Below are 24,837 nucleotides of genomic sequence, written 5' to 3'. Positions count from 1 at the left end.
ATTGCCCTTTGTGTGCGTTAGAGCTATGATTAGCGACAACTTGTTATTTACGTACTGACGTAGGAGACAGCGTCTTTTGCAAACCTTGCGAGCGTCAAAATGTGGTTTGTCCACAGCCCAACTTCCTTCTTCGATTTTAGATGTGATCGATAGCCTGAATAAAGCTGGCTATGAAGCTTATATTGTTGGGGGTGGTGTCCGTGATTTAATGCTAGGGTTTAATCCTAAAGATTTCGATGCAGTCACCAATGCGACACCTTCTCAAATTAAAGAAGTTTTTGGCAGACGTTGCCGAATCATTGGTCGTCGATTTGAATTGGCACATGTCTATTCAGGGCGTGAGCTTATTGAAGTTGCAACATTCCGTGCCCCTCCTAAAAAAGCAGTTACCAGTGCCTCTGGCATGATTTTACGTGACAATAACTGGGGTACCATCGAACAAGACTTTGCTCGCCGTGACTTTTCAATCAATACGCTATATTACCAACCGCGTAAGAGTATCGTGCTCGACTTCTGCAAAGCGATGGACGATGTTAAAAATAAAACTCTACGTTTATTAGGCGATCCAGCACAGCGTTTTGAAGAAGACCCAGTGCGTATGCTGCGAACTTTACGTTTTGCAGCCAAGTTAAATTTCAAAATTGATTCAAATATTCTCGATATCTTTAATGCTGAAATGACGCAATTATTGCGTGATGTCTCTCCGCATCGTTTATATGATGAATCTCAGAAGCTTTTCACAATGGGACATTTGGCGCGTGTTTTGCCAATGTTGATTGAGTTTGGTGTATGGAAGCAACTTTTTGCAGATATTCAGCCTAACCTCACTCCATTTATTTTAAGAGCAGCAAAGAATACAGATCAACGTATTCAGGTTGGGAAAACAATTAACCCAGCATTTTTCTATGCAGTGTTATTGTGGCAACCGTTTTTAGAGCGTTGTGAATTTTATTTATCTAAAGGCATTGTGCCGGCTGAAGCCCGTGCGCAAGCTGGTTTAGATGTTTTAAAACGTCAAGCAACACGCACAGTTATTCCTCGTTTTGCAGAAACTTTTATTCGTGAAGTTTGGGAAATGCAGACTCGTTTGCTTAATCCAAAACCACAGCAAATAGAAGCATTGGCAGGGCATGCTCGTTTCCGTGCTGGTTTTGACTTCTTATTACTTCGTGAAAAGTCAGGTGATGACGCAACACAAGGAATGGGAAGCTGGTGGGAAACCTACCAAGAAATGTCAAATGACGAAAAAGAAGCTGCTATTAGCCAATATAATCGTCAGAAAGCTAAAAACCGTCGTAAAGCTGCTGCTGAGCCTATCGAAAATAATAAAGTTGAGACGGAAATTGAACCTTTGGTTGATATTCCGGAACCACGCACTCGCCGCGGGAAAAAAGAACGTACTAGACAAGATCAGGCTGTAGGCCGGTTTGTTGAAAAAGCGACTGCCTCACAAGCAGGCGTGACGGGCGATCATCCAATTTTAAAACGTAAGCGGGTACAACGCGATTTAAGCCAAGTTGTTTTTGGGCCAACGCAATGACAATAACCACTTATATTGGTTTAGGAAGTAATTTGGGCGATTCACGTCAAATTTTATCTGAAGCCATTGCTAAGCTTAAGACGTTAGGAATGGTTAAAGTTTCTAGACTTTATCAAAGTCCACCTATGGGCCCTCAAGATCAGCCAAATTATTTAAATGCAGTTGCAGAATTAAATACGGATCTTGCACCTTTAGATTTGCTGGATCATTTACAACGTTTTGAGCAAGAAGCTGGTCGTGTACGACTTCGTCGTTGGGGTGAGCGAACCTTAGATCTAGATTTGCTTATATATGGCAATGAAAAAATTCACAATGAGCGCTTAACTGTGCCGCACATAGGAATTTTAGAGCGAGATTTCGTTGTGATTCCTTTATTAGATTTAGATGCTGATTTACAGATTAATGATCAGCCACTTAAAAATTTAGAACTGATACAGCAGCCGACACTGACTGTACTTGCGGATGAGTCTTGGGCTTAAGCTCTCGATTCATTATGTTCTGCAAACTCCTGTAGAGGATATCATCATGATTAGTCTAAGTGACTTAAGAAAATTTAAAGCCGAAGGACGTAAGTTCTCTTGTCTAACTTGTTACGATGCAAGCATGGCAAAAGCAATGGAACTTGCTGAAATTGATACAATCTTAATTGGTGATTCTCTTGGAATGGCAATTCAAGGGCGAGATTCAACTTTGCCAGTAACCGTTGAAGATATGGCTTATCATACGGCAGCGGTTCGTCGTGGTAACCAGCATGCTTTGATTATGACAGACTTGCCATTTATGAGTTATGCAACCTTGAATGATGCTTTGCAAAATGCAAGAACAGTCATGCAAGCTGGCGCTCAAATGGTGAAAATCGAAGGCGGCGCATGGTTAAGTGAAATCGTGCAGGTTTTAACTCGTAATGGTGTGCCTGTTTGTGTACATTTAGGTTTAACACCTCAATCTGTACATGTATTCGGTGGTTATAAATTACAAGCTAGAACGCGTGAAGCAGCAGATCAGCTCATTGCTGATTGTACAGCAGTGGTTGAGGCCGGTGCAGCGGTATTATTACTTGAATGTGTTCCTGCTCAGTTGGGTCAAGAAATTGCTGAATTATTCCCAAATACGCCTGTAATTGGTATTGGCGCAGGTAATGCAACCGATGGTCAAGTATTAGTTGTACAAGATATGTTAGGTTTAACTTTTGGTCGAGTTGCGCGTTTTGTACGTAACTTTATGAAAGAGCAATCAGGTGAAACTGCCATTTTAGATGCTTTTAAAGCTTTTCATGCTGCTGTGCAGGATCAGTCATTCCCTGCTAAAGAACATACTTTTCACGTTGAGCTGTAATTCATGAAAACAGAAACCACCATACAAGGTCTTGCAGCTTCTTTAAATCCTGCTAGAGCTGCACGTAAAATTATTGGTTTTGTCCCAACAATGGGAAATCTACATGAAGGGCATCTCACACTTGTTCGTGAAGCGAAAAAGCTATGTGATGTTGTGGTTGTAAGCATCTTCGTAAATCCGACACAATTTGGTCCAGGCGAAGATTTTGACAACTATCCTCGTACTTTAGAGCAAGATAGTCGCCTACTTGCCGATGTTGGCTGTGACATTATTTTTGCGCCATCAGTTGAGCAAATGTACGGTACACAACCACGTTTAACGAACATCAGTGTAAGCCAGATCACAGATGCTTTATGTGGTAGTTCACGTCCAGGACACTTTGATGGTGTAGCTTTGGTTGTAACTAAGCTCTTTAATATTGTGCAACCGAACTACGCTTTCTTTGGGCAAAAAGATTACCAACAGTTAGCCGTTATTCGTCAGTTTGTACAAGATTTAAATATTCCTTTAGAAGTGATTGGCGTGCCAATTGTTCGTGCAGCAGATGGTTTGGCGCTTAGCTCAAGAAATGGTTATTTAAGCGCTGAGCACCGTCAGATTGCTCCGGTTATTTATCAAAGTTTGAAGCAGGCTGAGCAACAGTTACATCAAGGCAAAGATTTGCAACAAGTTGTAGAAGATATCAAAACTCAGTTGACAGATAATGGCTTTGTTGTTGATTATGTCGAAGCTCGTCAGACAAATCTGTTACCTGCTACTCAATTTGATCGTGATATTGTGTTATTTGTCGCGGCAAAACTGGGTGCAACCCGTTTGATTGACAATTTAGAAGTTGCCTTTACACCCCAATAAAAGAGATCAAAGGACAGCCATGCCATGAAGCGTATACTTATCGTGACAGGACAGTCTGGTTCAGGAAAATCTTCAGCCCTTCAAGTATTAGAAGATTTGGGCTATTACTGTATTGATAATTTGCCTTTGGCATTGCTGCCTGAAATTGTGGCAAAGCTAGATCATGAAAATAACCTAGAGCAATTGGCTTTAGGTGTGGATGTAAGAAGTACTCGGGCAGATATGCAAGAGTTCGATCATGTTTTTGAGCAATTACAAAGACATGGCACGGTTGATGTTATTTATCTTACTACGCAAGATCAGGATTTGATTGCGCGTTTTAGTGCATCGCGTCGTCCACATCCATTAGCCAACCGTTTTAAAAGTCTGTTGCAATGTATTCATGAAGAAAAGCAGTTGCTGCTTCCAATTCAGTTCCGCGCTACGGTTCATATTGATACAACGGATAAAAGCGTTCATGATTTAAAGCATATTTTACTGTCTAAATTAGGGCAGTCAGATAAGCTTATTGTCATATTGCAGTCCTTTGGATATAAACATGGCATTCCTTTAGATGCCGATTATGTTTTTGATGTACGGCATTTACCAAATCCGCATTGGGATTTAGAATTAAGACGTTTTTCTGGTTTGGATGAGCCAGTAAGACAATTTTTAGAAGCAAGTCCACAAGCAAACGAAATGTTTGATGATATTCTTCACTTCTTAAAAAAATGGCTTCCCGCATTTGCTGAAGGACATCGTCACTATATGACGATTTCTATTGGCTGCACTGGGGGGCAACATCGTTCGGTTTATATCGTAGATAGACTAAAACAAGCACTTGAGGCAGAATGGTCTGTTCAGGTCTTACACAGAGAAATGAAGCACTGGTCATGATAGACACAACTGTTGATGTAATTAATAAACTCGGTTTACATGCTCGTGCATCAGGGAAACTGATAGAGGTCACTACAAAGTTTCGTTCGTCGATCCAGATTGGAAAAGGCGATCATTTGGTAGATGCAAAAAATATTATGTCTTTGCTGATGTTAGGTGCAGGTAAAGGGACCACTTTGCGATTGGTCATTGATGGTACCGACGAAGAACAGGCATTAAATGAAGTACTGGCGTTATTCGCAGCAAAATTTTATGAGGCAGATTAATCGTGGCACGTGGTTCCCAACGTTATAGTGAAGAAGATTTTGGTTCTTTAGAAGGACGTGCAAGTAAAACCGAACAGAAAAAAGCAGTGCAACGCATGGCTGCTTTAGGTGAGCAACTCGCGCAACTTTCTATTAAACAAATTCAGAAACTTCCAGTTGATGAGCGTTTAATTGATGCTTTAATGGAAGTGCAGAATATTAGTTCTTTTGAAGCACGTCGTCGCCAATTTCAACGTATTGGTAAATTGTTGCGCAATGAAGATGAGACCGTTATTTTGTCTTATTTAACCCCGCAGCAAGGCGCAAAAAGACAGGCTCAATTAATGCGTTGGGTTGACCGCATGATTGAACAGGGTGATCCTGCAATTAATGAATTTAGTAAAATTTATAATGCATCGGAACGTCATACCTTGCGTCAACATGTGTTGAGAATCAATCGTGATAAAACTCAACAGTTGAGTGAAGCAGAAATCGAGGCATCAAAAGTTAAATTTGTTAACTATGTACAGCAAATCGCATTATTGTCCGATCAAGGCTAAATGCGCTTAAATAAAAAAAGCGACGCTCAAGGCGTCGCTTTTTTTATTTATATACTCTCAGCACGTTCTTTTGCCCATTCACGCAAAATAAACTTCTGCAATTTGCCGGTCGATGTTTTTGGAATTTCTGTAATGACCACATCTTTAGGAACTTTAAAGCGTGCTAACTCTTTTTGGCAATGTTCAATAATTTCTTCAGGCGTTGCTGTAGCGCCCATTTTTAACTCAATAAATGCGCAGGGTACTTCTTGCCAACGAGCATCGGGTTTAGCGACGACCGCAGCAGTTAAAACAGCTGGGTGCCTATACAACACATCTTCTACTTCTAGAGATGAAATATTTTCTCCACCTGAAATAATAATGTCTTTTGAGCGATCAGTAATTTTTGCATAACCATCGGGGTGGCAAACCGCTAAGTCCCCTGTGTGGAACCATCCGCCAGCAAAAGCTTCTTGAGTTGCTTGAGGATTCTTTAAATAACCTTTCATGACAATATTGCCACGAAACATAATTTCTCCCATGGTTTGTCCGTCATTCGGTACAGGCTGCATGGTTTCGGGGTCTAGCACACGCATACTGTCCTGTAATGGATAGGGAACACCTTGACGAGAATGAAGTTGAGCTTGTTCAGCAATTGAAAGTTCATTCCATCCAGATTGCGAAGCACATAAGGCAGAAGGACCGTACGTTTCTGTTAAGCCATAAACATGGTTTACGTTAATCCCCATATTTCGCATACCTTCAATAATAGCAACTGGAGGAGCTGCGCCAGCAACCATCACTTCAACATGATGATCAAAGTTGGTTTGTTTCTCTTTAGATAAGTTAATAATCATTGAAAGAACAATCGGTGCACCGCAGAAATAATCAACTTTATGTTCTGCAATGAGTTGCATGACTAATTCTGGGTCGACTTTGCGCAAACAAATATTGGTTCCACCGCTGGCTGCGATACTCCATGCAAAACACCAACCATTACAATGGAAAAGGGGTAATGTCCATAAATACACAGCACGTGGTTTCATTCCGCAAGCTAAGATATTACTTGCAGCATTGAGATAAGCACCACGATGATGATAAACAACACCTTTAGGATTGCCCGTCGTTCCAGATGTGTAACTTAAGCTAATCGCATCCCACTCATCTTCTGGTAAATGCCATACAAAGTTAATATCGCCTTGGGCTATCCATTCTTCATATTCAAAAGAGCCGATAAACTGATTTTCACCTTCATACTCATCATCAGCTACATCAATCACAATAATGTGTTGGTCAGGAATAAGAGAGAGGGCTTCTCTTGCCAAGTTAACAAATTCAGGGTCAACCAACAGTACTTTGCTTTCAGCATGTTCCAACATGAAAGCTATTGTTTTTGCATCTAAACGTGTATTGAGCGTATTGAGTACAGCACCAGCCATTGGAACGGCAAAATGTGCTTCAACCATGGCTGGAATATTTGGCAATAACACGGACACCGTATCATTTTTTTTAATTCCCAGTTGTTTGAGCTGAGAAGCAAACTGGCAACACCGTTGGTAAGTTTCTTTCCATGAAATTTGGCGCTTACCATGAATAATCGAAGCCTGATTTGGATAAATATAAGCTGCACGTTCTAAGTAGCGTAGAGGTGATAATGCAACAAAGTTTGCGGGTGTGCGTGGTAATTCATCATAAGCACTAACCATGGTAAACAACTCCGTGTTCTATTTTTAATTCATTCTTTGAAAATATGACTTAATACTCATCAACGCATCTATGCTTTAGTCTTAAAGAGAAATATCCTTCAGTCAGAAAATGAGCAAAAATGCTATTTTCTTCATCTTAAACCACTTGTGCTGAGTGTGTTTAAAAAATCTTCCTCATATATTTTTTAAGTCATTTATTGCTGTTTACCTGATAAGCAAAATGTATTTATGATTTTGTGGGCTCAAAGGTTTTCACTTTGCTTGAACAAGTGTAAAATCTTTCAGGATTTTTAATTTTGCTTTACACCGTTTTTATATTTTGAGGTTCGCCTCGATCATAATCTCGCGGTGAAATGCTCCTTCGTATAGGGCATCACTCCTTAAGGATTTTTTTATGCCAATTATCACATTGCCAAATGGCGATCAAAAGAGTTTTGATCACGCTGTATCTGTTATGGAAGTTGCCCAAAGTATTGGGCCCGGTCTAGCAAAGAATACTGTTGCCGGACGAGTAAATGATCGCTTAGTTGATGCATGTGACTTAATTACCGAAGATTCGACCTTACAAATCATCACTCCAAAAGATGAAGAAGGTCTTGAAATCATTCGCCATTCTTGTGCACACCTTGTAGGACATGCTGTTAAACAGCTATTCCCTGAAGCTAAGATGGTGATTGGTCCAGTCATTGAAGAAGGTTTTTACTACGACATCTGGATGCCTCGTCCTTTTACATTAGACGATATGGCAGCTGTCGAAGAGCGCATGAAAAAGCTCATCGACCAAGATTATGATGTCGTTAAAAAAATGACACCGCGTGATGAAGTAATTGCTGAATTTACTGCACGTGGCGAAGAATACAAATTGCGCTTGATTGCAGACATGCCTGAAGAAACACAAATGGGCTTGTATTACCATCAAGATTATTTGGACATGTGTCGTGGTCCACACGTACCAAACACCAAATTCTTAAAATCGTTTAAACTGACAAAAATCTCTGGCGCTTACTGGCGTGGCGATGCGAAGAATGAACAGCTTCAACGTATTTATGGTACAGCATGGGCTGATAAGAAACAGCTTGCTGCATACATTAAGCGTATTGAAGAAGCTGAAAAGCGCGACCACCGTAAAATTGGTAAAGCCTTAGATTTGTTCCATATGCAAGAAGAAGCACCGGGTATGGTGTTCTGGCATCCAAACGGTTGGACGATTTACCAAGTTCTTGAACAATACATGCGTAAAGTTCAGCAAGACAATGGTTACCTCGAGATTAAAACACCACAAATCGTAGACTTTACGCTTTGGGAAAAATCTGGTCATGCGGCGAACTACGCGGACAACATGTTTACGACTCATTCTGAAAGTCGTAATTATGCGGTTAAGCCGATGAACTGCCCATGTCACGTGCAAGTTTTCAACCAAGGTTTGAAATCATACCGTGATTTGCCAATTCGTTTAGCTGAGTTCGGTTCTTGCCATCGTAACGAACCATCTGGTTCTTTACACGGCATTATGCGTGTACGCGGCTTTACACAAGATGATGCTCATATCTTCTGTACTAAAGAACAAATTGGTCAAGAAGTTGCAGACTTTATTAAACTCACTTTAGATGTTTATAAAGATTTTGGCTTTGAAGAAGTGCAAATGAAACTTTCTACACGTCCAGAAAAACGTGTGGGTGATGACGCACTTTGGGATATGGCTGAGAAATCTTTAGCAGATGCTTTAGATGCAGCGGGTCTTGAGTGGGAATTACAACCAGGTGAAGGCGCGTTCTACGGTCCGAAAATTGAATTCTCATTGAAAGACTGTCTCGGACGTGTATGGCAATGTGGTACTATTCAGTGTGACTTCAACTTACCAGAGCGTTTAGATGCGTCTTACGTAACTGAAGACAATGATCGTGATCAACCTGTTATGTTGCATCGTGCAATTCTTGGCAGTTTTGAACGTTTTATTGGTATACTAATTGAACACTACGCTGGTTTCATGCCACCTTGGTTGTCGCCGTTACAAGCATGTGTTATGAATATTACTGACTCTCAAGCTGAAGCTTGTGAGAAAGTCGTAGCAAAACTCAAAGAAAATGGTCTTCGTGCTATTTCTGACTTGAGAAACGAAAAAATCGGATTTAAGATTCGTGAGCGTACTCTAGAGCGTATTCCTTACTTGTTAGTTCTTGGTGATCGAGAAGTTGAAGAAGGTACTGTGAATGTACGTACGCGCTCAGGAAAAAATTTAGGTACTATGTCAGTAGATGCATTCATTGACTTAGTGAAGTCTGCCGTCGCCGATCGCGGCCGGTATATTGTGGAGTAAGAAAGATTAAACAGCCTGACCGTAACCAACAACAAGGTGCAAAAAGCAACCGTCCAGCAATTAATGATGAGATCCGTGCAAAAGAAGTACGCCTCGTCGGTGCTGAGGGTGAGCAAAAAGGAATTGTTTCATTAAGTGAAGCACTGCGTGCTGCTGAAGAGGTTGAACTTGATCTTGTTGAGATCGTTGCAAACGCCGAGCCGCCTGTTTGTAAAATTATGGATTACAACAAGCACTTGTTTGACCTTAAGCAGAAGCAAAAAGATGCGAAGAAAAAACAGCATCAAGTGCAAGTGAAGGAAATCAAACTGCGCCCTGCAACTGATGTTGGTGATTATCAAGTTAAGCTTCGTGCTATTTTGAAATTCCTTGAAGAAGGAAACAAAGTGAAGATCACTTTACGTTTCCGTGGTCGTGAAATGGCTCATCAACAACTTGGCTTAGCTCAATTGCAAAAAATTGAAGCAGATGTGGCTGAGTTTGGGGTTGTGGAACAAGCACCAAAAATGGAAGGCCGTCAAATGGGTATGTTACTTGGACCGAAAAAGAAAAAGTAATACTCAAAAAAAAGCACTGCAAAAGCAGTGCTTTTTTTTATCCTCATATTAATAAAAAACATCATTTAACTTTTTTTATTCAGTTTTATTTAAGACAATTGCTATATTTTTTAAGAAATTCAATTCACGAATTTTATGTGTTTTTTGGTGTGGGAAATATCATAGTTCCTCTTAAAACATGATATAACGCAAGACGCAGTCATGATAATGATGAATAGGAAAATAGAATGATTGATCTATATTATTGGGGAACTCCCAATGGACATAAAATCACAATTGCCTTAGAAGAAATGGGACTGGATTACACCCTCTACCCAATTAATATTTTAGAAAATGATCAATTTCAACCAGATTTCCTGAGAATTTCCCCAAATAATAAAATTCCTGCGATTGTTGATCAAAATGGACCTCGTGGTGAGCCAATTTCTATATTTGAATCGGGCGCTATCTTGCAATATTTGGGTAGAAAAACTGGATTATTTTATCCAGCTGATGAACAAGAGCGAGTTGAGGTTGAGCAGTGGCTCATGTGGCAAATGGGTGGTTTGGGACCGATGCTTGGGCAAAATCATCATTTTAATAAATTTGCTCCTGAAAAAATTCCTTATGCCATAGAGCGCTATTTAAATGAAACTAAACGCTTATATGGGGTGCTCAATAGACAACTGATTGGTCAGAAGTTTGTTGCTGGGGAATACTCGATTGCTGATATGGCAATCTTGCCGTGGATTTTACGTTATGAATGGCAAGGTATTCAGCTTGAAGACTATCCATACGTACAAGAATATATTGTCCGCTTAACAGCACGTCCAGCAGTTCAAAAAGCACTATCAATTAAAGTGGCTTAATTTCTTGCTTGAATTTAATAAATCCTTAAAGCAAAAAGTAGTCTGGTGTAATTAATTATGCTGAGTTACTTTTTGCTTTTTATTAGTGCTTTTGGCGCTGCCACTTTATTACCTCTACAGTCTGAAGCGGTACTGGTAACCTTATTGTTGAAGGGCCAACATTCAGCTTTGCTTTTAATTGGCATAGCTACTTTAGGTAATGTCTTAGGTTCTTGTGTCAATTGGTGGTTAGGCTTAAAGATAGAGCAATTCAAACATCGAAAGTGGTTTCCAGTTTCTGAAAAGCGTTTACAACAAGCACAAAACTTTTATCATAAATATGGCTTTTACTCCTTACTTTTGAGTTGGGCACCTATCATTGGCGATCCAATTACTTTGGTTGCTGGACTCTTCAAAGAAAATTTTTGGCGCTTCCTTGGTATCGTTATTATTGCCAAAGCAGGGCGCTATTTGTTTATTTACTGGGTGATGATGGGTTTTATTTAAAATAAAAAAAGCATCCGAAGATGCTTTGATTTATAAATATTTAAATTAATCTTCTGAGCTTTTGGTAATGTCTACCTTAAATAGATCGTTCGTTTTGAGCCAACAGAAAGTCACAACCACCAGCGTCATACAGCCTCCAAAAATTGTAGCGGTAATTGTGCCTAAATATTTAGCCGCTAAACCTGATTCAAAGGCTCCTAACTCATTGCTCGAAGATACAAACATACCGTTTACGGCAGCAACGCGGCCTCGCATATTTTCTGGTGGGAAAATTTGTAAAATGGTTTGTCTTACAACAACAGAAATACTGTCACATGCGCCTGTCATAGCAAGAGCAAAAAGAGATAACCACATATTGTTTGAGAAGGCGAATAGAATAGTAAATATTCCAAAACCTGCTACAGCAAGCAACATGTTACGCCATGCATGTTGAGTTGGCGGAAAGCGGGTTAAGGCAATCATGGTAATGAGTGCGCCAATAGATGGAGCTGCTCGTAAATATCCAAGCCCTTCTGGGCCGACTTTTAATATATCTTCTGCGAAAATTGGTAATAACGCGATAACGCCGCCAAATAAAACAGAAGCTAAATCCAGAGAAATCGCCCAAAGAACAATTTTGGTTTTCCAGATAAAACGGAAACCCTCTCCTAAGCTTTCTAAAATATTGTTAGTTTCAATTTTAGGAAAACTACGTTTATGCAATAAATTAATTAAAATAAAGCAAATAGCGAGTAAAGCAGCAACACTAAATAGGCTTGTTTCCCTACCTAAATAAGCAAGCATAAAACCACCTAGCATTGGTCCAATAATTACACCACTTTGCCAGCCGATGGTTGTCCATGTCGCACCATTTGCATAGAGTTCACGCGGAATTAAAAATGGTTTTAACGAAGTTGCAGAAGGATTATAGAAACCGCGGATTGTTCCTAAACCAAAAATAACAGCATAAATACCCCAAGAAAGGAAGCTAACACTGATATGCCCTAAACCATGTAAGTGGAAAAGTAACCATAAAACCAAGGGAAGGGGAACCGAGAAAAATAAACAGATTTTCATAATAATCTGTTTATTAAACCTATCTGCAAAATAGCCTCCCCAAAGAGAAAGGGCAATAAAAGGAATCGCTTCTGCGAGTCCGATTAACCCTAAAGTCAGTGGGTCTTTGGTGATTTGATATAATGAATAGGCAACAATAATTTCTTGAATCAAAATTGCGAGCGTTAAGCAAAACTGATTGATCGTAACGATAGAGAAATCTCGATACCGCAATGCAGCGAAAGCATCATTTTGTATATTCATATTCTTTTGAATTTAAGAGATTGCACTTATTATAGGCGATGATTTTGTGGATTTTCTCGTAATTTGATAATTGATTATAGAAAATATCGTTTATATGAAATAGACAATTTACTATCAAAAAATGAGCATTTTACTTTTGTTTTAGGTTGGGATGCTTTAGAATATCGGCTCCCTTACCTGCAGGTCGTTTTTGCAATGGTGCAAGCGTTCCGAACAGGTGTTCAAAAGAGGTTGTTATGCCTAAGATGAAAACTCGCCGCGGTGCTGCTAAACGCTTCAAAGCGACTGCACACGGTTTCAAGCGCAAACAAGCATTTAAGCGCCACATTCTGACCAAAAAATCTGCTAAACGTATCCGTCAATTACGCGGCTGTGTAATGGTTCATGTTTCTGACGTGAACTCAGTTCGTCGTATGTGCCCATACATCTAAGGAGATTATAAATGGCTCGTGTAAAACGTGGTGTAGTGGCTCATCGTCGTCACAAAAAAATTCTTGCTCGCGCTAAAGGTTACTATGGTGCTCGTTCACGCGTTTACCGCGTAGCGTTCCAAGCGGTAATCAAAGCTGGTCAATATGCTTATCGTGACCGCCGTCAAAAGAAACGTCAATTCCGTGCTCTATGGATTGCGCGTATCAATGCTGGTGCTCGTCAAAACGGTTTGTCTTACAGCCGTATGATCGATGGCTTGAAAAAAGCTCAAGTGATCATCGACCGTCGCGTATTAGCTGACATCGCTATGCATGATGCAGTAGCATTTGCTGCTTTAGCTGAAAAAGCTAAAGGCGCATTAGCTGCATAAGCTTAGAGATTCAAAAAAGAGACCGCTTTTTAGCGGTCTTTTTTTATTTTTAATGGTTCTATTTTAAAAAGAGATAATAATCAGAGATAAATGATGAAAGACGAAAAATTTCTAAATGACTTAATTCAAAAAGTACAGCAAGGCCACCAGTTTAAATACTTATGTTTCTGGGGGCATACTCCTAAACAAGCTGATCTTGTTGATAAAAGCTGTTTTAGCCAGTGGTTTCCTGCGCAATTTAAAGTGGAAAGTGATGAATACTTTACTGCTGAGCACTATATGATGGCGCAAAAAGCAAAATTATTTAATGATGAAGAGATCTTTGCACAGATCTTGCAGGTTAAACATCCGAATGAAGCCAAACAGCTAGGACGTAAAGTGCGTAATTATGATGAACAGGTATGGCAAAAAAATCGGTTTGACATTGTCGTACAGGCGAACTTTGCTAAATTCTCTCAGCATCATAAATTGAAAGAATTCTTATTAGCCACAAAAGACCGTATTTTGGTTGAAGCATCTCCAGTCGATAAAATTTGGGGAATTGGTATGGCACAAGACCATCCATATATTCAAGATCCATCTCAATGGCAAGGCTTAAATTTGTTGGGTTTTGCTTTAATGCATGTTCGAGAGCGGCTTTTAGCTGAATAAGTTTGTATGAAACAAATTGGTGCTTCACTTTAAAAGTAGTGACATGAGGGAAACGAATTGCAATCACTAAATGAAAGAGAAATTCGTATAGCTACTTTTAAGGATGCATTATCTATTGCAGAAGTACATGTGCAGTGTTGGAAAGAAACCTATACAGGTATGCTTAAGCAGGAAATATTGGATGAGCTTAAAGTACTAGATAAAGAACAGTTATGGAAAGAAATCACCAAAAGCCCTGATCATAAGTTACTTATCTATACTGAAAATGGAATAGTGAAAGGCTTTCTCGATGGTTACTTAAACCCAGAGAGTAATATTGCTGAAATTCTTGCTTTTTATCTTTTAAGAGAAGTTCAAAAACAAGGCATAGGCCGTGAGTTATTCCAAAATTTCTATCAATGTGCTTTAAATCAGGGATACAGTTTTATTCGTTTAGAAGTTTTTAATAGAAATCCAAGCCGGTTTTTTTATGAAAAAATGGGAGCCAAAATAATTGGCGAAACCGAACTACCGGAGTTCGGCTTCGAAATAACAGAATTACTTTATCAATGGAAACTCTAATCTAAGTTAAAGCCCAAAATAATAAGCCAGAGCACAAATAATAATCGTTAGAATAATCAGCTTAATAACGCCTGAACCAGTGCCTTTATGGTGGTGAGATTTCAAATGTTGTGGATTTTCATTTGATTGCTCGAATGGGGAGGCTTTAACTACGGGTACGATCTGAGCTGTTTGGTAGTGATTAGCAGCTTTAACAATAAGTTTGGCAAACAAATCATCAGTTTTTTGCGTAAAATTTCTTAAATTAATGAGTTGTTCTTGATCTAGCTCTTCTCCTAATGGGTCATTTGCAAGGCGTTTCTTTTGTTCTAAATAATTGGCCAATGCTTGAGTACGAGATAAAAGTTGATGAGCATAATCTGCAGGATAATTCTCTGGCATTAAAGCAAGTCTTGGTTCTTGGCTCGTAATGTTTGTACCATCAAAATGAGCTTTTTGAAATTCTGGTTCCTCAAACCCTGATGCATATTTACTACGAAATAATTCGCTATCCATAAAGTCAGCTATTTCTTGCCATGGCGGATTTTTTAAATCAGCTTCAATTTTTTTTGATAATTTTTCATTTAGTTCAAAACGCCAGAAAGTTTCTAAATGAAGCTCACAGGTTTGTGAAGCAGGGGCTTCAAACTCATTATCATTGTTATACCATTCAGCAAGTTCATGGCCGAAAATCCATGCAAATTTCTTATCATTTTGATGGCTAACGATAAAATGGGTATAAGGTAAAAGCTCAACATTGTTGTTTGGATTTTGCTCTTCATTCAGAAGGCTTGATAAATGTAAACTGAGTTGAGTGGTGCCTTGTTTTTTTAGCGCTTCTAGCCAAACTTGAAAATGTTGAGCGAGTAAATGCTGAGAAGCTAAGTCACGAAATTGAAAACTATGGTGGTCAAAAATATGATGTTGTCGCCATTGGGTAAAGCTTAAGTTTTGACGGAGGTATTCATTACCATATGTTACAAGCGTAAGTTGTTGTTTCCAAATTTGATTGAGCGCCATAATAGTTGATCTCATTGACGATGCTATTATCTTATACGTTTTATCTTTTTGTTGCCTAATACATTTTTCATGATGGATAAACTTCATCAATCTGATGAAAAACTGTTAGAATGCAGTGTTTTATTATATTTTTTAATTTGTTGCTTTGAGAGTTAATATGTCACTGGAAGCCCTGACCACAGAAGCGCTTGCTGCCATTGCAGCAGCTCAAGACCTTGTTGCACTTGATCAGGTGCGTGTGCAATTTACAGGGAAAAAAAGCCAGCTTGCAGAACAATCGAAAGCATTAGGGAAAATGGACCCTGAAGAACGCAAAGTACAAGGTGCTGCGATTCATGCTGTTCGAGAAACAATTAATACTGCTTTAACAGAACGTCAAGCGGGATTACAGCAGGCAGCACTTGAGCAAAAGCTAGCAAGTGAAACGATTGATGTTACTTTGCCGGGCCGCGGTCAACGCGTTGGTACAGTTCACCCTGTTACTCAAGTACAAGAAAGAATTTGTCAGTTCTTCACTAAAGCTGGTTTTACAGTTGCGACTGGTCCAGAAGTTGAAGATGACTATCATAATTTTGAAGCATTAAATATTCCTGGTCACCATCCAGCCCGTGCTATGCACGATACTTTCTATTTTGATGCCACTCATTTACTGCGTACGCACACGTCTGGTGTACAGATTCGTACAATGGAAACAAGTGAGCCACCAATTCGTATCGTATGTCCAGGCCGTGTTTATCGTTGTGACTCAGATCAAACGCATTCACCAATGTTCCATCAGATCGAAGGTTTATACGTTGCTGAGAACACCAGTTTTGCTGAATTAAAAGGTTTACTCATTAACCTGTTGAATGAGTTTTTTGAAAAAGATTTAAAGGTACGTTTCCGTCCATCATATTTCCCGTTTACTGAGCCAAGTGCAGAAGTAGATATTATGGATGAACGTGGCCGTTGGTTAGAGGTTTTAGGCTGTGGCATGGTGCATCCAAATGTATTAAGTGCCGCGGGTATTGATCCTGATAAATACAAAGGCTTTGCTTTTGGTTTAGGGGTAGAGCGCTTTGCGATGTTGCGTTATGGCATTAATGACTTGCGTATGTTCTATCAAAATGATGTGCGTTTCTTACGCCAATTTGCCTAACAGTTTTTCAGGATTAAAAAAGGTTTATAAAGATGAAGATTAGCGAAAATTGGCTACGCACTTGGGTTAATCCGGCAATTGATAGTGATACATTGTCTGATCAGTTGACGATGCTTGGTCTTGAAGTTGATGAATTGGCACCTGTGGCTAAACCATTTACAGGCGTTGTAATTGGTGAAGTGCTCACTGTTGAACAGCACCCTGATGCAGACCGTCTACGTGTTACAACAGTGAATATTGGTTCAGGTGAGCCTTTACAAATTGTATGTGGTGCACCAAACGTTCGTTCTGGAATGAAAGCTCCAGTTGCAACTATTGGTGCTGTATTACCTGGTGATTTTAAAATCAAAAAAGGTAAACTTCGTGGGATTGAATCACAAGGCATGCTTTGTGGTGCTTCTGAGATTGATCTTGAAGATAAAATCGATGGTTTACTTGAACTGCCAGCTGATGCTCCAGTCGGAGTAAATATCCGTGAATACTTGAAACTCGACGATAATGTCATTGATATTAGTATTACGCCAAACCGTGGTGACTGTTTTAGTATTCGTGGTATTGCTCGTGAAATTGCAGTTATTAATAAGCTGCAAATGAATGAGCCCGTAATTAACACGGTTGATGCCACCATTACTGATGAGAAAAAAGTAGTTATCAGTACGGAAGGTGCTCCGCGTTATCTAGGGCGTGTCGTTAAAAACGTTAATGTAAAAGCTGCTACTCCTGAGTGGATGGCACAGGCTTTGTCACGTTCAGGAATCCGTACTCATAGTATTTTGGTTGATGTGACCAACTATGTCCTAATGGAATTGGGTCAACCAATGCATGCATTCGATTTGTCTGAAATCGAAGGGACTGTACATGTTCGTCAAGCAACACAACAAGAAAAATTACAACTTCTGAATGATCAAGAAGTTGAGTTGCAAGAAGATATCATGGTGATTGCTGATGACCAAAAAGCTTTGGCAATTGCTGGAATTATGGGTGGTTTATCATCAAGTGTAACTGATGATACGACTGATATTTTCCTAGAAAGTGCTTTCTTTGCACCACTTGCGATTGCTGGGCGTGCTCGTCGTTTTGGTTTACATACAGACTCTTCGCAGCGTTATGAACGCGGTGTAGATTTCGAATTACCTTTAATTGCAATGAATCGTGCTTCTCAGCTTATTCAAGAGTTAGCAGGCGGCGAGTTTGGTCCAATTACTGTAGCTGAAAAAACTGATCTACTGCCTAAGCGTGAAGCAATTGAGCTGAAACAAACTCAGGTAGATCAATTATTGGGATATCAAGTTGCGGGTGAGTTCATTGCAGATGCTTTAACTCGACTAGGGTGTAAAGTAACAGTTAAGTCTGAAGGTGAATGGAGTGTAGTACCACCATCACATCGTTATGATATGGCTATTTATCAAGATTTAATTGAAGAAGTAGCGCGTATTGATGGCTATGACAATATCCAGATTAGCTTACCAAGCATGGATGTTAAATTTGCTAAATACCAAGATCGCTTTGAGCTCGCTGAGCTGCGTCAAACGATCGTGACATTAGGTTATCAAGAAGCAATTAGCTTTAGCTTTGCAGATGCTAAACTTGAAAAGCAATTAAATCCAGAAGTTAAGCCACTGATGCTAGCAAATCCAATTTCAAGTGATTTGGCTGCAATGCGTAGTACTTTACTTTCTAGTTTAATTCCTTGCGTACAATATAATCTCAACCGTCAGCAAAGTCGTGTTCGTTTCTTTGAATTCGGACTGCGTTTTGATTATCAAAATGCTAAGAGTATTGAAGACTTGCAACAGACTCCTACCTTGGCTCTAGTGGCAGTAGGCTCGCAAGTACCAGAATCTTGGCATGTGAAGCCTCAACCAATGGATTTCTTTGATTTCAAAGGTGAGGTGGAGGAAGTTTTAGCTGCTGGTCGTGTTAAAGTTGAATATGTACGTTCTGAGCGTGCTTGGTTGCACCCAGGGCAATCAGCTGAGATTCTAGTTGATGGTAAATCAATTGGTTACTTAGGTCACTTGCACCCATCTTTGGAGAATGAGCTAGATTTGAGCACAACTTGGGTTGCTGAGCTTGATCAAGATGCGGTTTTGCAATCTTATGTATCTAATTTTACAGAATTATCACGTTTTCCTTCGGTTAGACGTGATATTGCGCTTTTAATCTCTGATAATATAAATGTTAGAGATATTCAGCAGTTAATCGAAAAAACTGGTGGAGAGCTTTTAGACTCTACATGGTTATTCGATGTGTATACGGGGCAGGGTGTCGAAGAAGGTAAACGCTCATTAGCGTTTGCATTATTATGGCAACATCCTTCACGTACGCTTGAAGATGCTGAAATTAAATCTGGTATGGACAATATAATCCAAGTGTTAGAAAACACTTATCAAGCGACATTGAGGGCCTCATGACAGCATTAACTAAAGCAGACATGGCTGATCATTTAAGTGAGTTAACCAGCTTAAATCGCCGTGAAGCAAAACAAATGGTCGAGTTGTTCTTCGACGAAATTAGCCAAGCACTTATTGCAGGGGAGCAGGTTAAGCTCTCTGGTTTCGGTAATTTTGAGTTAAGAGATAAACGCGAACGCCCAGGACGTAATCCTAAAACAGGTGAAGAAATTCCAATTTCAGCACGTAGGGTAGTGACCTTTAGAGCAGGTCAGAAGTTTAGACAACGCGTTGGAAATGAGCAGATCGATTGATCTGCTTTTTTTTACTTATTTAGATAGCTTTATTTAACTAGGATTAGATGTCAATTTATTTAGATAGAGTAAGCAAAGTAATTTTAGGAACATAAAATTTAGGCGTAAAAAAAGAGGACAAAATGTCCTCTTTTTTTTCTAATCTAATATATAGATTAGTGTGCAGCAGAAGCAGCAGGTGCAGAAGCAGCAGGTGCAGAAGCAGCAGCAGCAGAAGCTTCAGAAGCAGCATCAACAGCTGAAGAAGCAGCAGTAGCAGCTTCAGAAGCAGCAGTAGTAGCTTCAGAAGCAGCAGCTACAGCTTCAGAAGCAGCAGCAGGAGCTTCTTCTTTCTTAGAACAACCAACGAAAGCTAAAGTAGCAGCTACAGCAGCAACAGCAGCAAATTTTTTGAATAACATGGCATCACTCTCACAAAAAAGATTTGAGATTAAAAAAACCTAAGTTGGACTGTTTTGCTTTTATTATTCCTAAAACGTAGCTAGGTAACAACGCATGGAGCAGTCTAACTGGTCTGCCGCTATGCTATCACTGCAAATGCTGAAATACTACTGTCGTCTGTCAAAAAAACGTATGAAAAAGAGAAAAACAGTCTGTTTTTTAACAGAAAAAAACAATCAATTAGCCCGAGTGTATTGGAAAAGGTAGAGGTAAGCTACTAAAAAACTTATTTTTTTTAATTCAAAAATAATTATTATCAAAAGCTTATAAATAATTTTACATAAAAAAGTGCAAAATGTATTTTTGTGTAAAGCTTGTCAACCAAATAAAAAACCACTCAAAAGAGTGGTTTTTTATTGAAGATTAATCGATTAAGTTGAAGCTTTACGCTTCATTTGATCGAAGAAATCATCATTTGTTTTCGTTTCTTTCATACGATCAAGTAAGAATTCCATTGCTGCCAATTCATCCATCGGATGAAGAAGCTTACGGAGGATCCATACTTTACGTAAGTTGTCATCATCCATTAAACGCTCTTCACGACGGGTGCCAGATTTCTTAATATTCATGGCAGGGAAGACGCGTTTTTCAGCGATACGGCGATCAAGCGTAATCTCTTGGTTACCTGTACCTTTGAATTCTTCATAAATGACGTCATCCATTTTACTGCCTGTTTCAATCAAAGCAGTTGAGATGATCGTAAGAGATCCACCTTCTTCAATATTACGTGCAGCACCGAAGAAGCGTTTAGGGCGCTCTAATGCGTGAGCATCTATACCACCAGTTAAGACTTTACCTGATGAAGGAATGACGGTGTTATATGCACGTGCTAAACGGGTAATCGAGTCAAGCAGAATCACAACGTCTTTTTTATGTTCAACAAGACGTTTTGCTTTTTCAATAACCATTTCTGCAACTTGTACGTGGCGAGCAGGAGCTTCATCGAATGTTGAAGCAATCACTTCACCGCGAACAGTACGTTCCATTTCGGTTACTTCTTCTGGACGCTCGTCAATTAATAAAACCATCAGGAATACTTCAGGATTATTTCTAACAATAGATTGAGCAATATTTTGAAGTAACATTGTTTTACCCGCTTTTGGCGGTGCAACAATAATAGAGCGTTGACCTTTACCAATTGGCGCAACTAAGTCAACAACACGAGCAGTTAAGTCTTCTGTCGTACCATTACCGAGTTCCATAACCAATTGTTCGGTTGGGAAAAGGGGGGTTAAGTTTTCAAATAGAATTTTATTTCGAGAATTTTCTGGCGTGTCATAGTTAATCTGGTTAACTTTGAGCAACGCAAAATAACGCTCACCTTCTTTTGGAGGGCGAATAGTACCTGTGATGGTATCGCCTGTACGCAAGTTAAAGCGTCGGATTTGTGAGGGACTCACATAAATATCATCCGGACCTGCTAAATACGAACCTGCGGCAGAGCGCAAAAAACCAAAACCATCAGAGAGAATTTCAAGAACGCCATCACCAAAAATTTCTTCGCCATTCATTGCATGGCGTTTCAAAATGGCAAAGATAATGTCTTGCTTTCGGTTACGAGCCATACCTTCCAGGCCCATAAATTCAGCAATTTTAATTAATTCACCAATTGGTTTTTTCTTGAGTTCAGTTAAATTCATAAGGGTCAGAATTAGGAAAGAGTAGAGTGTGGTTTAAAAAGAAGAAAAATCGCTCGCATACAAAAAAGATTATCGCAATTGTATTTACACAATAACAATTCAGAAGTCTGATTGATTGTTTCGAAGAAAAATGTGAAAAAACAATTTCTGTTGCCGAGTGGCGATCTTTATGTTTGTGTCTTGTAAGAAGCCGGACGAAGATGATTCCCTTCAGTGCCTCTTGAGCATGTAATATAAGCCAGCTGAGTTAATTTGTCAATTTATAGCCGAAAAAAATACGCTATAAAAAAGTATAGCGTATTTTCATTCTTAGCATTTTGACTTAAACATTTTCATCAATAAAGCTAACAAGTTTAGAGCGAGGCACAGCACCAATTTGTTGAGCTACGACTTCACCATTTTTGAAAAGTAATAAAGCAGGAATATTACGGATATTGTATTTCACTGCAATATCTTCGCAAGAAGTCACATCAACTTTAACAATTTTTACTTTACCAGCATATTCACTTGATAAGTCTTCAAGAACAGGTGCAATTGCTTTACACGGCGCACACCAACCTGCCCAGAAGTCAACAAGTACAGGTGTTTCAGCGTCTAGAACATCTGCTTGGAAGTTATCATCAGTTGTATTTACAATAGTCGCAGACATGGTACGGCTCCAATTTTTAGAAAAAGTGCTATTACTACAGGAGAAAATTATCTCTATCAGTATTACATAGCTACTTAGTTCAATGTAAGGGTTTGATGCTATTATTCAAGGCTTCACTAAATTTGTCTAATGGATGCTCACGATATTCATCATCGACTTGTACAATCAACTCATAAATAGAAAAATATAAATGACAGTTAATTGTTGATGAAAATGGCTTTTCAATTGCATTCGTGTGAATTACTCTAGGCGTGAATTGTTATGGGTTTAGTTCAATAATGTCTGACTTTTTGATTGATGAAGAATTACTTGCCGCCATAGATATGGGGTCGAACAGCTTTCACCTTGCAATTGCACGGGTAGATCATGGCGAAGTTAAAAAAGTTGCTTCGATGTCAGAAAAAGTACAGCTTGCAGCTGGTTTGGATGAAAATAAAAATTTAACAGAAGCTGCTCAGCAACGTGGTTTGGCATGTTTAGCCCGTTTTGTTGGAAGATTGAGTTCTGTTCAAGCTAATCGTTTACGAATTGTCGCTACTAATGCCTTGCGTCAGGCAAAAAATGGTCATGAATTTATTCAAAAAGCTGCAGAAATTTTACCTAAACCTATTGAAATTATTGCGGGACGAGAAGAAGCTCGTCTGATCTATTTGGGTGTATCGCATACCATGGCCAATGGTGGACGTCGCTTAGTTGTTGATATTGGTGGTGGTTCTACCGAATTTATTATTGGTGAAGAGTTTGAACCTATTTACACCGAGTCATTGCAAATGGGTTGTGTGGCCTATACAACGGCCTATTTTTCTGATGGGGAAATTACCCAGAAATCATTTGATAAGGCAGTGGTTGCTGCCCGTAAAGAACTTTCTGCTATTGCAACGACTTATAAAATGGAAGGGTGGGATACAGTCGTTGGTTCGAGTGGAACGATTAAAGCCTGTCGCCAAATTATGGTTAATATGGGCTTAAGTGATGAACAGGAAAATGTCACTCAAGAAGGACTGTACAAACTTAAAGATAAATTACTTAAGTTTAAAAATGTTTCTGAAATTGATTTTGAAGGACTAAGAGAAGATCGACGAGCAGTTTTGCCAGCCGGATTGGCAATTTTGTACGCAGTTTTTGAAGTTTTAGAAATTGATCGTTTGGCATATTCTGATGGTGCATTACGCGAAGGTGTGATGTATGACCTGTTAGGTCGATTTAAACATGAAGATATCCGTGATCGTAGTGTACAGGCCTTAATGGGGCGTTATAACGCCGATCCGAAGCAAGCAGAAAGAGTTGTAAATACAGCACAACAATTATTTGATGGTGTTGCGAAATCTCTTAATTTAACCAGTGAAGACAGTGACTTACTGCGTCGAGCTGCTTATTTGCATGAAATTGGTTTAGCAATTAGTCATGGTGGTTATCATCGCCACGGTGCTTATTTATTACAGCACTCAGATATTCCAGGTTTCTCGCAAATTGACCAAAATCATCTTTCACATTTAGTTGCTCACCATCGTCGTAAATTGCGAAATGATGTAAAAAACGAAATTTTGAAGGCTGGTGGTCATAAATTACTTTACTTAAGTTTATTGCTTCGCCTAGCAGTTTTACTCAACCATAGTCGAAGTGATCAGATGCTTCCTGCCATTGAACTGACCATCATAAATGATCAACAATGGCAGCTTAGTGTTTCTGGTGATGCCAAACAATGGCCATTGTTAGTTGCCGACTTGCACGATGAGCAAGAGCAGTTTAAGCATTGGGACATTGAATTGAATATTCAGTCGGAAAAATTTATCGATTAAAGGGATAATATTCGACCTATGAAAAAATCTACTCAGTCCAAAGCTTGGACAACGGTTCAAATTGCACGTCATCCTGAACGTCCGCAGTTTCTAGATTATGTCGGTGAAATCTTTACAGAGTTTGACGCCTTGCATGGTGATCGTTTGTTTGGTGACGATGGTGCGATGGTAGGTGGTCTTGCTCGTTTTGACGGTCAACCTGTGATGGTCATTGGACAACACCGTGGTCGTAGTACCCGTGAAAAATTAAAGCATAACTTTGGTATGGCTAACCCTGAAGGTTACCGTAAATCTCAACGCCTATTAGATATGGCTGAACGTTTTAATCTTCCGGTTTTCACGTTTATTGATACTATGGGTGCTTACCCGGGTGTTGGTGCTGAAGAGCGTGGACAAGCCGAAGCAATTGCAACTAGCCTTGCTCAACTTTCACGTTTGAAAGTTCCTGTTGTTGCAACAGTACTGGGTGAAGGCGGTTCTGGTGGTGCTTTAGGTATTGGTGTGGCTGACAGAGTCATTATGTTGTCACACAGTATTTATTCTGTGATTTCACCAGAAGGCTGCGCATCTATTTTATGGAAAACTGCTGAAAAAGCGGCTCAAGCGAGCGAAGCTTTAGGTTTGACAGCAGACAAATTACAATCTCTAGGTATTGTTGAATATGTAGTAGATGAAGGCGAAGGGGCACATTTAGACCCTGAGCAAGTCATGCAAAACCTAAAAGTAGTTTTGAAGCAAGCTTTGGATGAATTGCTACCACTGGATGCAAATGAACGATGCGAAGCACGTTATCAACGTTTAATGAAGTTTGGCAGCGCAAATTTAGGCATAATGTCTTAAAGCAGGCTCA

At 39.5% G+C, this 24,837-nt stretch carries 27 protein-coding genes; 21 read left to right on the top strand and 6 right to left on the bottom strand.

What is annotated here, in order from left to right; all coding sequences use genetic code 11:
* Positions 1–76: 76 nt before the first annotated feature.
* Genes pcnB through yjgA form a run of 7 tightly spaced genes read left to right on the top strand, consistent with a single transcriptional unit; the run spans position 77 to position 5,408 of the window.
* Complete coding sequence (pcnB, locus tag NL42_RS04475; RefSeq protein WP_461311895.1) at positions 77–1,540, top strand: polynucleotide adenylyltransferase PcnB; 1,464 nt, start codon at positions 77–79, stop codon at positions 1,538–1,540.
* Positions 1,537–2,019, top strand: a complete 483-nt coding sequence (gene folK, locus NL42_RS04470; RefSeq protein ID WP_336166096.1) for a 2-amino-4-hydroxy-6-hydroxymethyldihydropteridine diphosphokinase — start codon at positions 1,537–1,539, stop codon at positions 2,017–2,019. The genes pcnB and folK overlap by 4 nt, the downstream gene beginning before the upstream one ends.
* Positions 2,020–2,065: 46 nt before the next feature.
* The gene (gene panB, locus NL42_RS04465; protein WP_004794557.1) at positions 2,066–2,875 is read left to right on the top strand and encodes a 3-methyl-2-oxobutanoate hydroxymethyltransferase; all 810 of its coding nucleotides are present in this window, start codon (positions 2,066–2,068) and stop codon (positions 2,873–2,875) included.
* Positions 2,876–2,878: 3 nt separating this feature from the next.
* On the top strand, positions 2,879–3,727 hold the full coding sequence (gene panC / locus NL42_RS04460; protein WP_049837867.1) for a pantoate--beta-alanine ligase: 849 nt from the start codon (positions 2,879–2,881) through the stop codon (positions 3,725–3,727).
* 24 nt (positions 3,728–3,751) lie between these two features.
* Positions 3,752–4,603, top strand: coding sequence for an RNase adapter RapZ (gene rapZ / locus NL42_RS04455; protein ID WP_003655028.1), 852 nt, complete (start codon positions 3,752–3,754; stop codon positions 4,601–4,603).
* On the top strand, positions 4,600–4,869 hold the full coding sequence (locus tag NL42_RS04450) for an HPr family phosphocarrier protein (protein ID WP_013198928.1): 270 nt from the start codon (positions 4,600–4,602) through the stop codon (positions 4,867–4,869). Before rapZ ends, NL42_RS04450 begins: the two co-directional genes overlap by 4 nt.
* 2 nt (positions 4,870–4,871) lie before the next feature.
* Positions 4,872–5,408, top strand: a complete 537-nt coding sequence (gene yjgA / locus NL42_RS04445; protein WP_016139223.1) for a ribosome biogenesis factor YjgA — start codon at positions 4,872–4,874, stop codon at positions 5,406–5,408.
* 47 nt (positions 5,409–5,455) lie between these two features.
* Here yjgA and NL42_RS04440 read toward each other — a convergent pair whose 3' ends face one another.
* Positions 5,456–7,093, bottom strand: coding sequence for an acyl-CoA synthetase (locus tag NL42_RS04440; protein WP_461311894.1), 1,638 nt, complete (start codon positions 7,091–7,093; stop codon positions 5,456–5,458).
* A 394-nt stretch (positions 7,094–7,487) separates the two neighbouring features.
* Between NL42_RS04440 and thrS the strand changes: the two genes are divergently transcribed.
* The 4 genes from thrS (at position 7,488) to NL42_RS04420 (ending at position 11,301) form a co-directional block, all read left to right on the top strand.
* Entirely contained in the window at positions 7,488–9,410 is a 1,923-nt protein-coding gene (gene thrS, locus NL42_RS04435) for a threonine--tRNA ligase (protein ID WP_016139221.1), read from the top strand.
* A 5-nt stretch (positions 9,411–9,415) separates the two neighbouring features.
* Positions 9,416–9,967 carry a translation initiation factor IF-3 gene (infC, locus tag NL42_RS04430; RefSeq protein ID WP_080592984.1) on the top strand — a complete coding sequence of 184 codons (552 nt, stop codon included), beginning with the start codon at positions 9,416–9,418 and terminating at the stop codon, positions 9,965–9,967.
* A 227-nt stretch (positions 9,968–10,194) separates the two neighbouring features.
* Positions 10,195–10,815 (top strand): glutathione S-transferase N-terminal domain-containing protein, encoded by a 621-nt coding sequence (locus tag NL42_RS04425; protein ID WP_461311893.1) that lies wholly within the window; start codon positions 10,195–10,197, stop codon positions 10,813–10,815.
* 57 nt (positions 10,816–10,872) lie between these two features.
* Positions 10,873–11,301 (top strand): YqaA family protein, encoded by a 429-nt coding sequence (locus NL42_RS04420; RefSeq protein ID WP_016139218.1) that lies wholly within the window; start codon positions 10,873–10,875, stop codon positions 11,299–11,301.
* Positions 11,302–11,346: 45 nt separating this feature from the next.
* Here NL42_RS04420 and nreB read toward each other — a convergent pair whose 3' ends face one another.
* Complete coding sequence (nreB, locus tag NL42_RS04415; RefSeq protein WP_461311892.1) at positions 11,347–12,600, bottom strand: nickel resistance MFS transporter NreB; 1,254 nt, start codon at positions 12,598–12,600, stop codon at positions 11,347–11,349.
* A 236-nt stretch (positions 12,601–12,836) separates the two neighbouring features.
* Here nreB and rpmI point away from each other — a divergent pair, with 236 nt between their 5' ends.
* From rpmI to NL42_RS04395, 4 genes are all read left to right on the top strand, one after another.
* The gene (rpmI, locus tag NL42_RS04410) at positions 12,837–13,031 is read left to right on the top strand and encodes a 50S ribosomal protein L35 (protein ID WP_003655048.1); all 195 of its coding nucleotides are present in this window, start codon (positions 12,837–12,839) and stop codon (positions 13,029–13,031) included.
* 11 nt (positions 13,032–13,042) lie between these two features.
* The gene (gene rplT, locus NL42_RS04405) at positions 13,043–13,402 is read left to right on the top strand and encodes a 50S ribosomal protein L20 (protein ID WP_000124858.1); all 360 of its coding nucleotides are present in this window, start codon (positions 13,043–13,045) and stop codon (positions 13,400–13,402) included.
* Positions 13,403–13,495: 93 nt separating this feature from the next.
* Entirely contained in the window at positions 13,496–14,053 is a 558-nt protein-coding gene (locus NL42_RS04400) for an NADAR family protein (protein WP_461311921.1), read from the top strand.
* Between the two features lie 57 nt (positions 14,054–14,110).
* A complete protein-coding gene (locus tag NL42_RS04395) occupies positions 14,111–14,614 on the top strand; it encodes a GNAT family N-acetyltransferase (RefSeq protein WP_461311891.1) in 504 nt (167 codons plus the stop codon).
* 6 nt (positions 14,615–14,620) lie between these two features.
* Here NL42_RS04395 and NL42_RS04390 read toward each other — a convergent pair whose 3' ends face one another.
* Positions 14,621–15,613 (bottom strand): hypothetical protein, encoded by a 993-nt coding sequence (locus NL42_RS04390; protein WP_461311890.1) that lies wholly within the window; start codon positions 15,611–15,613, stop codon positions 14,621–14,623.
* 157 nt (positions 15,614–15,770) lie between these two features.
* Between NL42_RS04390 and pheS the strand changes: the two genes are divergently transcribed.
* The 3 genes from pheS to NL42_RS04375 are packed head-to-tail and all read left to right on the top strand — an operon-like array spanning position 15,771 to position 19,458.
* Complete coding sequence (pheS, locus tag NL42_RS04385) at positions 15,771–16,751, top strand: phenylalanine--tRNA ligase subunit alpha (protein WP_016139213.1); 981 nt, start codon at positions 15,771–15,773, stop codon at positions 16,749–16,751.
* A gap of 32 nt (positions 16,752–16,783) precedes the next feature.
* A complete protein-coding gene (gene pheT / locus NL42_RS04380; RefSeq protein WP_461311889.1) occupies positions 16,784–19,165 on the top strand; it encodes a phenylalanine--tRNA ligase subunit beta in 2,382 nt (793 codons plus the stop codon).
* Positions 19,162–19,458, top strand: coding sequence for an integration host factor subunit alpha (locus NL42_RS04375; protein WP_000126166.1), 297 nt, complete (start codon positions 19,162–19,164; stop codon positions 19,456–19,458). The genes pheT and NL42_RS04375 overlap by 4 nt, the downstream gene beginning before the upstream one ends.
* 155 nt (positions 19,459–19,613) lie before the next feature.
* On the opposite strand, the gene NL42_RS04370 is transcribed toward NL42_RS04375, so the two are convergent.
* Positions 19,614–19,859: a hypothetical protein gene (locus tag NL42_RS04370; protein ID WP_107880772.1), complete on the bottom strand. Its 246-nt coding sequence runs from the start codon at positions 19,857–19,859 to the stop codon at positions 19,614–19,616.
* Between the two features lie 94 nt (positions 19,860–19,953).
* Here NL42_RS04370 and NL42_RS04365 point away from each other — a divergent pair, with 94 nt between their 5' ends.
* The gene (locus NL42_RS04365; protein WP_336166107.1) at positions 19,954–20,106 is read left to right on the top strand and encodes a hypothetical protein; all 153 of its coding nucleotides are present in this window, start codon (positions 19,954–19,956) and stop codon (positions 20,104–20,106) included.
* Positions 20,107–20,270: 164 nt separating this feature from the next.
* Here NL42_RS04365 and rho read toward each other — a convergent pair whose 3' ends face one another.
* Entirely contained in the window at positions 20,271–21,539 is a 1,269-nt protein-coding gene (rho, locus tag NL42_RS04360; protein WP_016139209.1) for a transcription termination factor Rho, read from the bottom strand.
* 322 nt (positions 21,540–21,861) lie between these two features.
* Complete coding sequence (gene trxA, locus NL42_RS04355; RefSeq protein ID WP_003655060.1) at positions 21,862–22,188, bottom strand: thioredoxin; 327 nt, start codon at positions 22,186–22,188, stop codon at positions 21,862–21,864.
* A 278-nt stretch (positions 22,189–22,466) separates the two neighbouring features.
* Between trxA and ppx the strand changes: the two genes are divergently transcribed.
* Positions 22,467–23,987, top strand: a complete 1,521-nt coding sequence (ppx, locus tag NL42_RS04350) for an exopolyphosphatase (protein WP_461311888.1) — start codon at positions 22,467–22,469, stop codon at positions 23,985–23,987.
* A gap of 18 nt (positions 23,988–24,005) precedes the next feature.
* Entirely contained in the window at positions 24,006–24,827 is an 822-nt protein-coding gene (locus tag NL42_RS04345) for an acetyl-CoA carboxylase carboxyltransferase subunit alpha (RefSeq protein ID WP_003655062.1), read from the top strand.
* The last annotated feature ends 10 nt before the right edge of the window (positions 24,828–24,837 follow it).

The sequence above is a fragment of the Acinetobacter sp. GN11 genome (genome assembly GCF_054823985.1).
Note: the sequence above shows the minus strand (reverse complement) of the source record. Positions and strands in the feature narration are given on the sequence as shown.

What these genes read in the sequence shown, in the direction of transcription:
- folK (WP_336166096.1), top strand. Translation starts at nt 1,537, where the DNA reads ATGACAATAACCACTTATATTGGTTTAGGAAGTAATTTGGGCGATTCA.
- panB (WP_004794557.1), top strand. Translation starts at nt 2,066, where the DNA reads ATGATTAGTCTAAGTGACTTAAGAAAATTTAAAGCCGAAGGACGTAAG.
- panC (WP_049837867.1), top strand. Translation starts at nt 2,879, where the DNA reads ATGAAAACAGAAACCACCATACAAGGTCTTGCAGCTTCTTTAAATCCT.
- rapZ (WP_003655028.1), top strand. Translation starts at nt 3,752, where the DNA reads ATGAAGCGTATACTTATCGTGACAGGACAGTCTGGTTCAGGAAAATCT.
- NL42_RS04450 (WP_013198928.1), top strand. Translation starts at nt 4,600, where the DNA reads ATGATAGACACAACTGTTGATGTAATTAATAAACTCGGTTTACATGCT.
- NL42_RS04440 (WP_461311894.1), bottom strand. Translation starts at nt 7,093, where the DNA reads ATGGTTAGTGCTTATGATGAATTACCACGCACACCCGCAAACTTTGTT.
- thrS (WP_016139221.1), top strand. Translation starts at nt 7,488, where the DNA reads ATGCCAATTATCACATTGCCAAATGGCGATCAAAAGAGTTTTGATCAC.
- NL42_RS04425 (WP_461311893.1), top strand. Translation starts at nt 10,195, where the DNA reads ATGATTGATCTATATTATTGGGGAACTCCCAATGGACATAAAATCACA.
- NL42_RS04420 (WP_016139218.1), top strand. Translation starts at nt 10,873, where the DNA reads ATGCTGAGTTACTTTTTGCTTTTTATTAGTGCTTTTGGCGCTGCCACT.
- nreB (WP_461311892.1), bottom strand. Translation starts at nt 12,600, where the DNA reads ATGAATATACAAAATGATGCTTTCGCTGCATTGCGGTATCGAGATTTC.
- rpmI (WP_003655048.1), top strand. Translation starts at nt 12,837, where the DNA reads ATGCCTAAGATGAAAACTCGCCGCGGTGCTGCTAAACGCTTCAAAGCG.
- rplT (WP_000124858.1), top strand. Translation starts at nt 13,043, where the DNA reads ATGGCTCGTGTAAAACGTGGTGTAGTGGCTCATCGTCGTCACAAAAAA.
- NL42_RS04400 (WP_461311921.1), top strand. Translation starts at nt 13,496, where the DNA reads ATGAAAGACGAAAAATTTCTAAATGACTTAATTCAAAAAGTACAGCAA.
- NL42_RS04390 (WP_461311890.1), bottom strand. Translation starts at nt 15,613, where the DNA reads ATGGCGCTCAATCAAATTTGGAAACAACAACTTACGCTTGTAACATAT.
- pheS (WP_016139213.1), top strand. Translation starts at nt 15,771, where the DNA reads ATGTCACTGGAAGCCCTGACCACAGAAGCGCTTGCTGCCATTGCAGCA.
- pheT (WP_461311889.1), top strand. Translation starts at nt 16,784, where the DNA reads ATGAAGATTAGCGAAAATTGGCTACGCACTTGGGTTAATCCGGCAATT.
- NL42_RS04375 (WP_000126166.1), top strand. Translation starts at nt 19,162, where the DNA reads ATGACAGCATTAACTAAAGCAGACATGGCTGATCATTTAAGTGAGTTA.
- NL42_RS04370 (WP_107880772.1), bottom strand. Translation starts at nt 19,859, where the DNA reads ATGTTATTCAAAAAATTTGCTGCTGTTGCTGCTGTAGCTGCTACTTTA.
- NL42_RS04365 (WP_336166107.1), top strand. Translation starts at nt 19,954, where the DNA reads ATGGAGCAGTCTAACTGGTCTGCCGCTATGCTATCACTGCAAATGCTG.
- rho (WP_016139209.1), bottom strand. Translation starts at nt 21,539, where the DNA reads ATGAATTTAACTGAACTCAAGAAAAAACCAATTGGTGAATTAATTAAA.
- trxA (WP_003655060.1), bottom strand. Translation starts at nt 22,188, where the DNA reads ATGTCTGCGACTATTGTAAATACAACTGATGATAACTTCCAAGCAGAT.
- ppx (WP_461311888.1), top strand. Translation starts at nt 22,467, where the DNA reads ATGTCTGACTTTTTGATTGATGAAGAATTACTTGCCGCCATAGATATG.
- NL42_RS04345 (WP_003655062.1), top strand. Translation starts at nt 24,006, where the DNA reads ATGAAAAAATCTACTCAGTCCAAAGCTTGGACAACGGTTCAAATTGCA.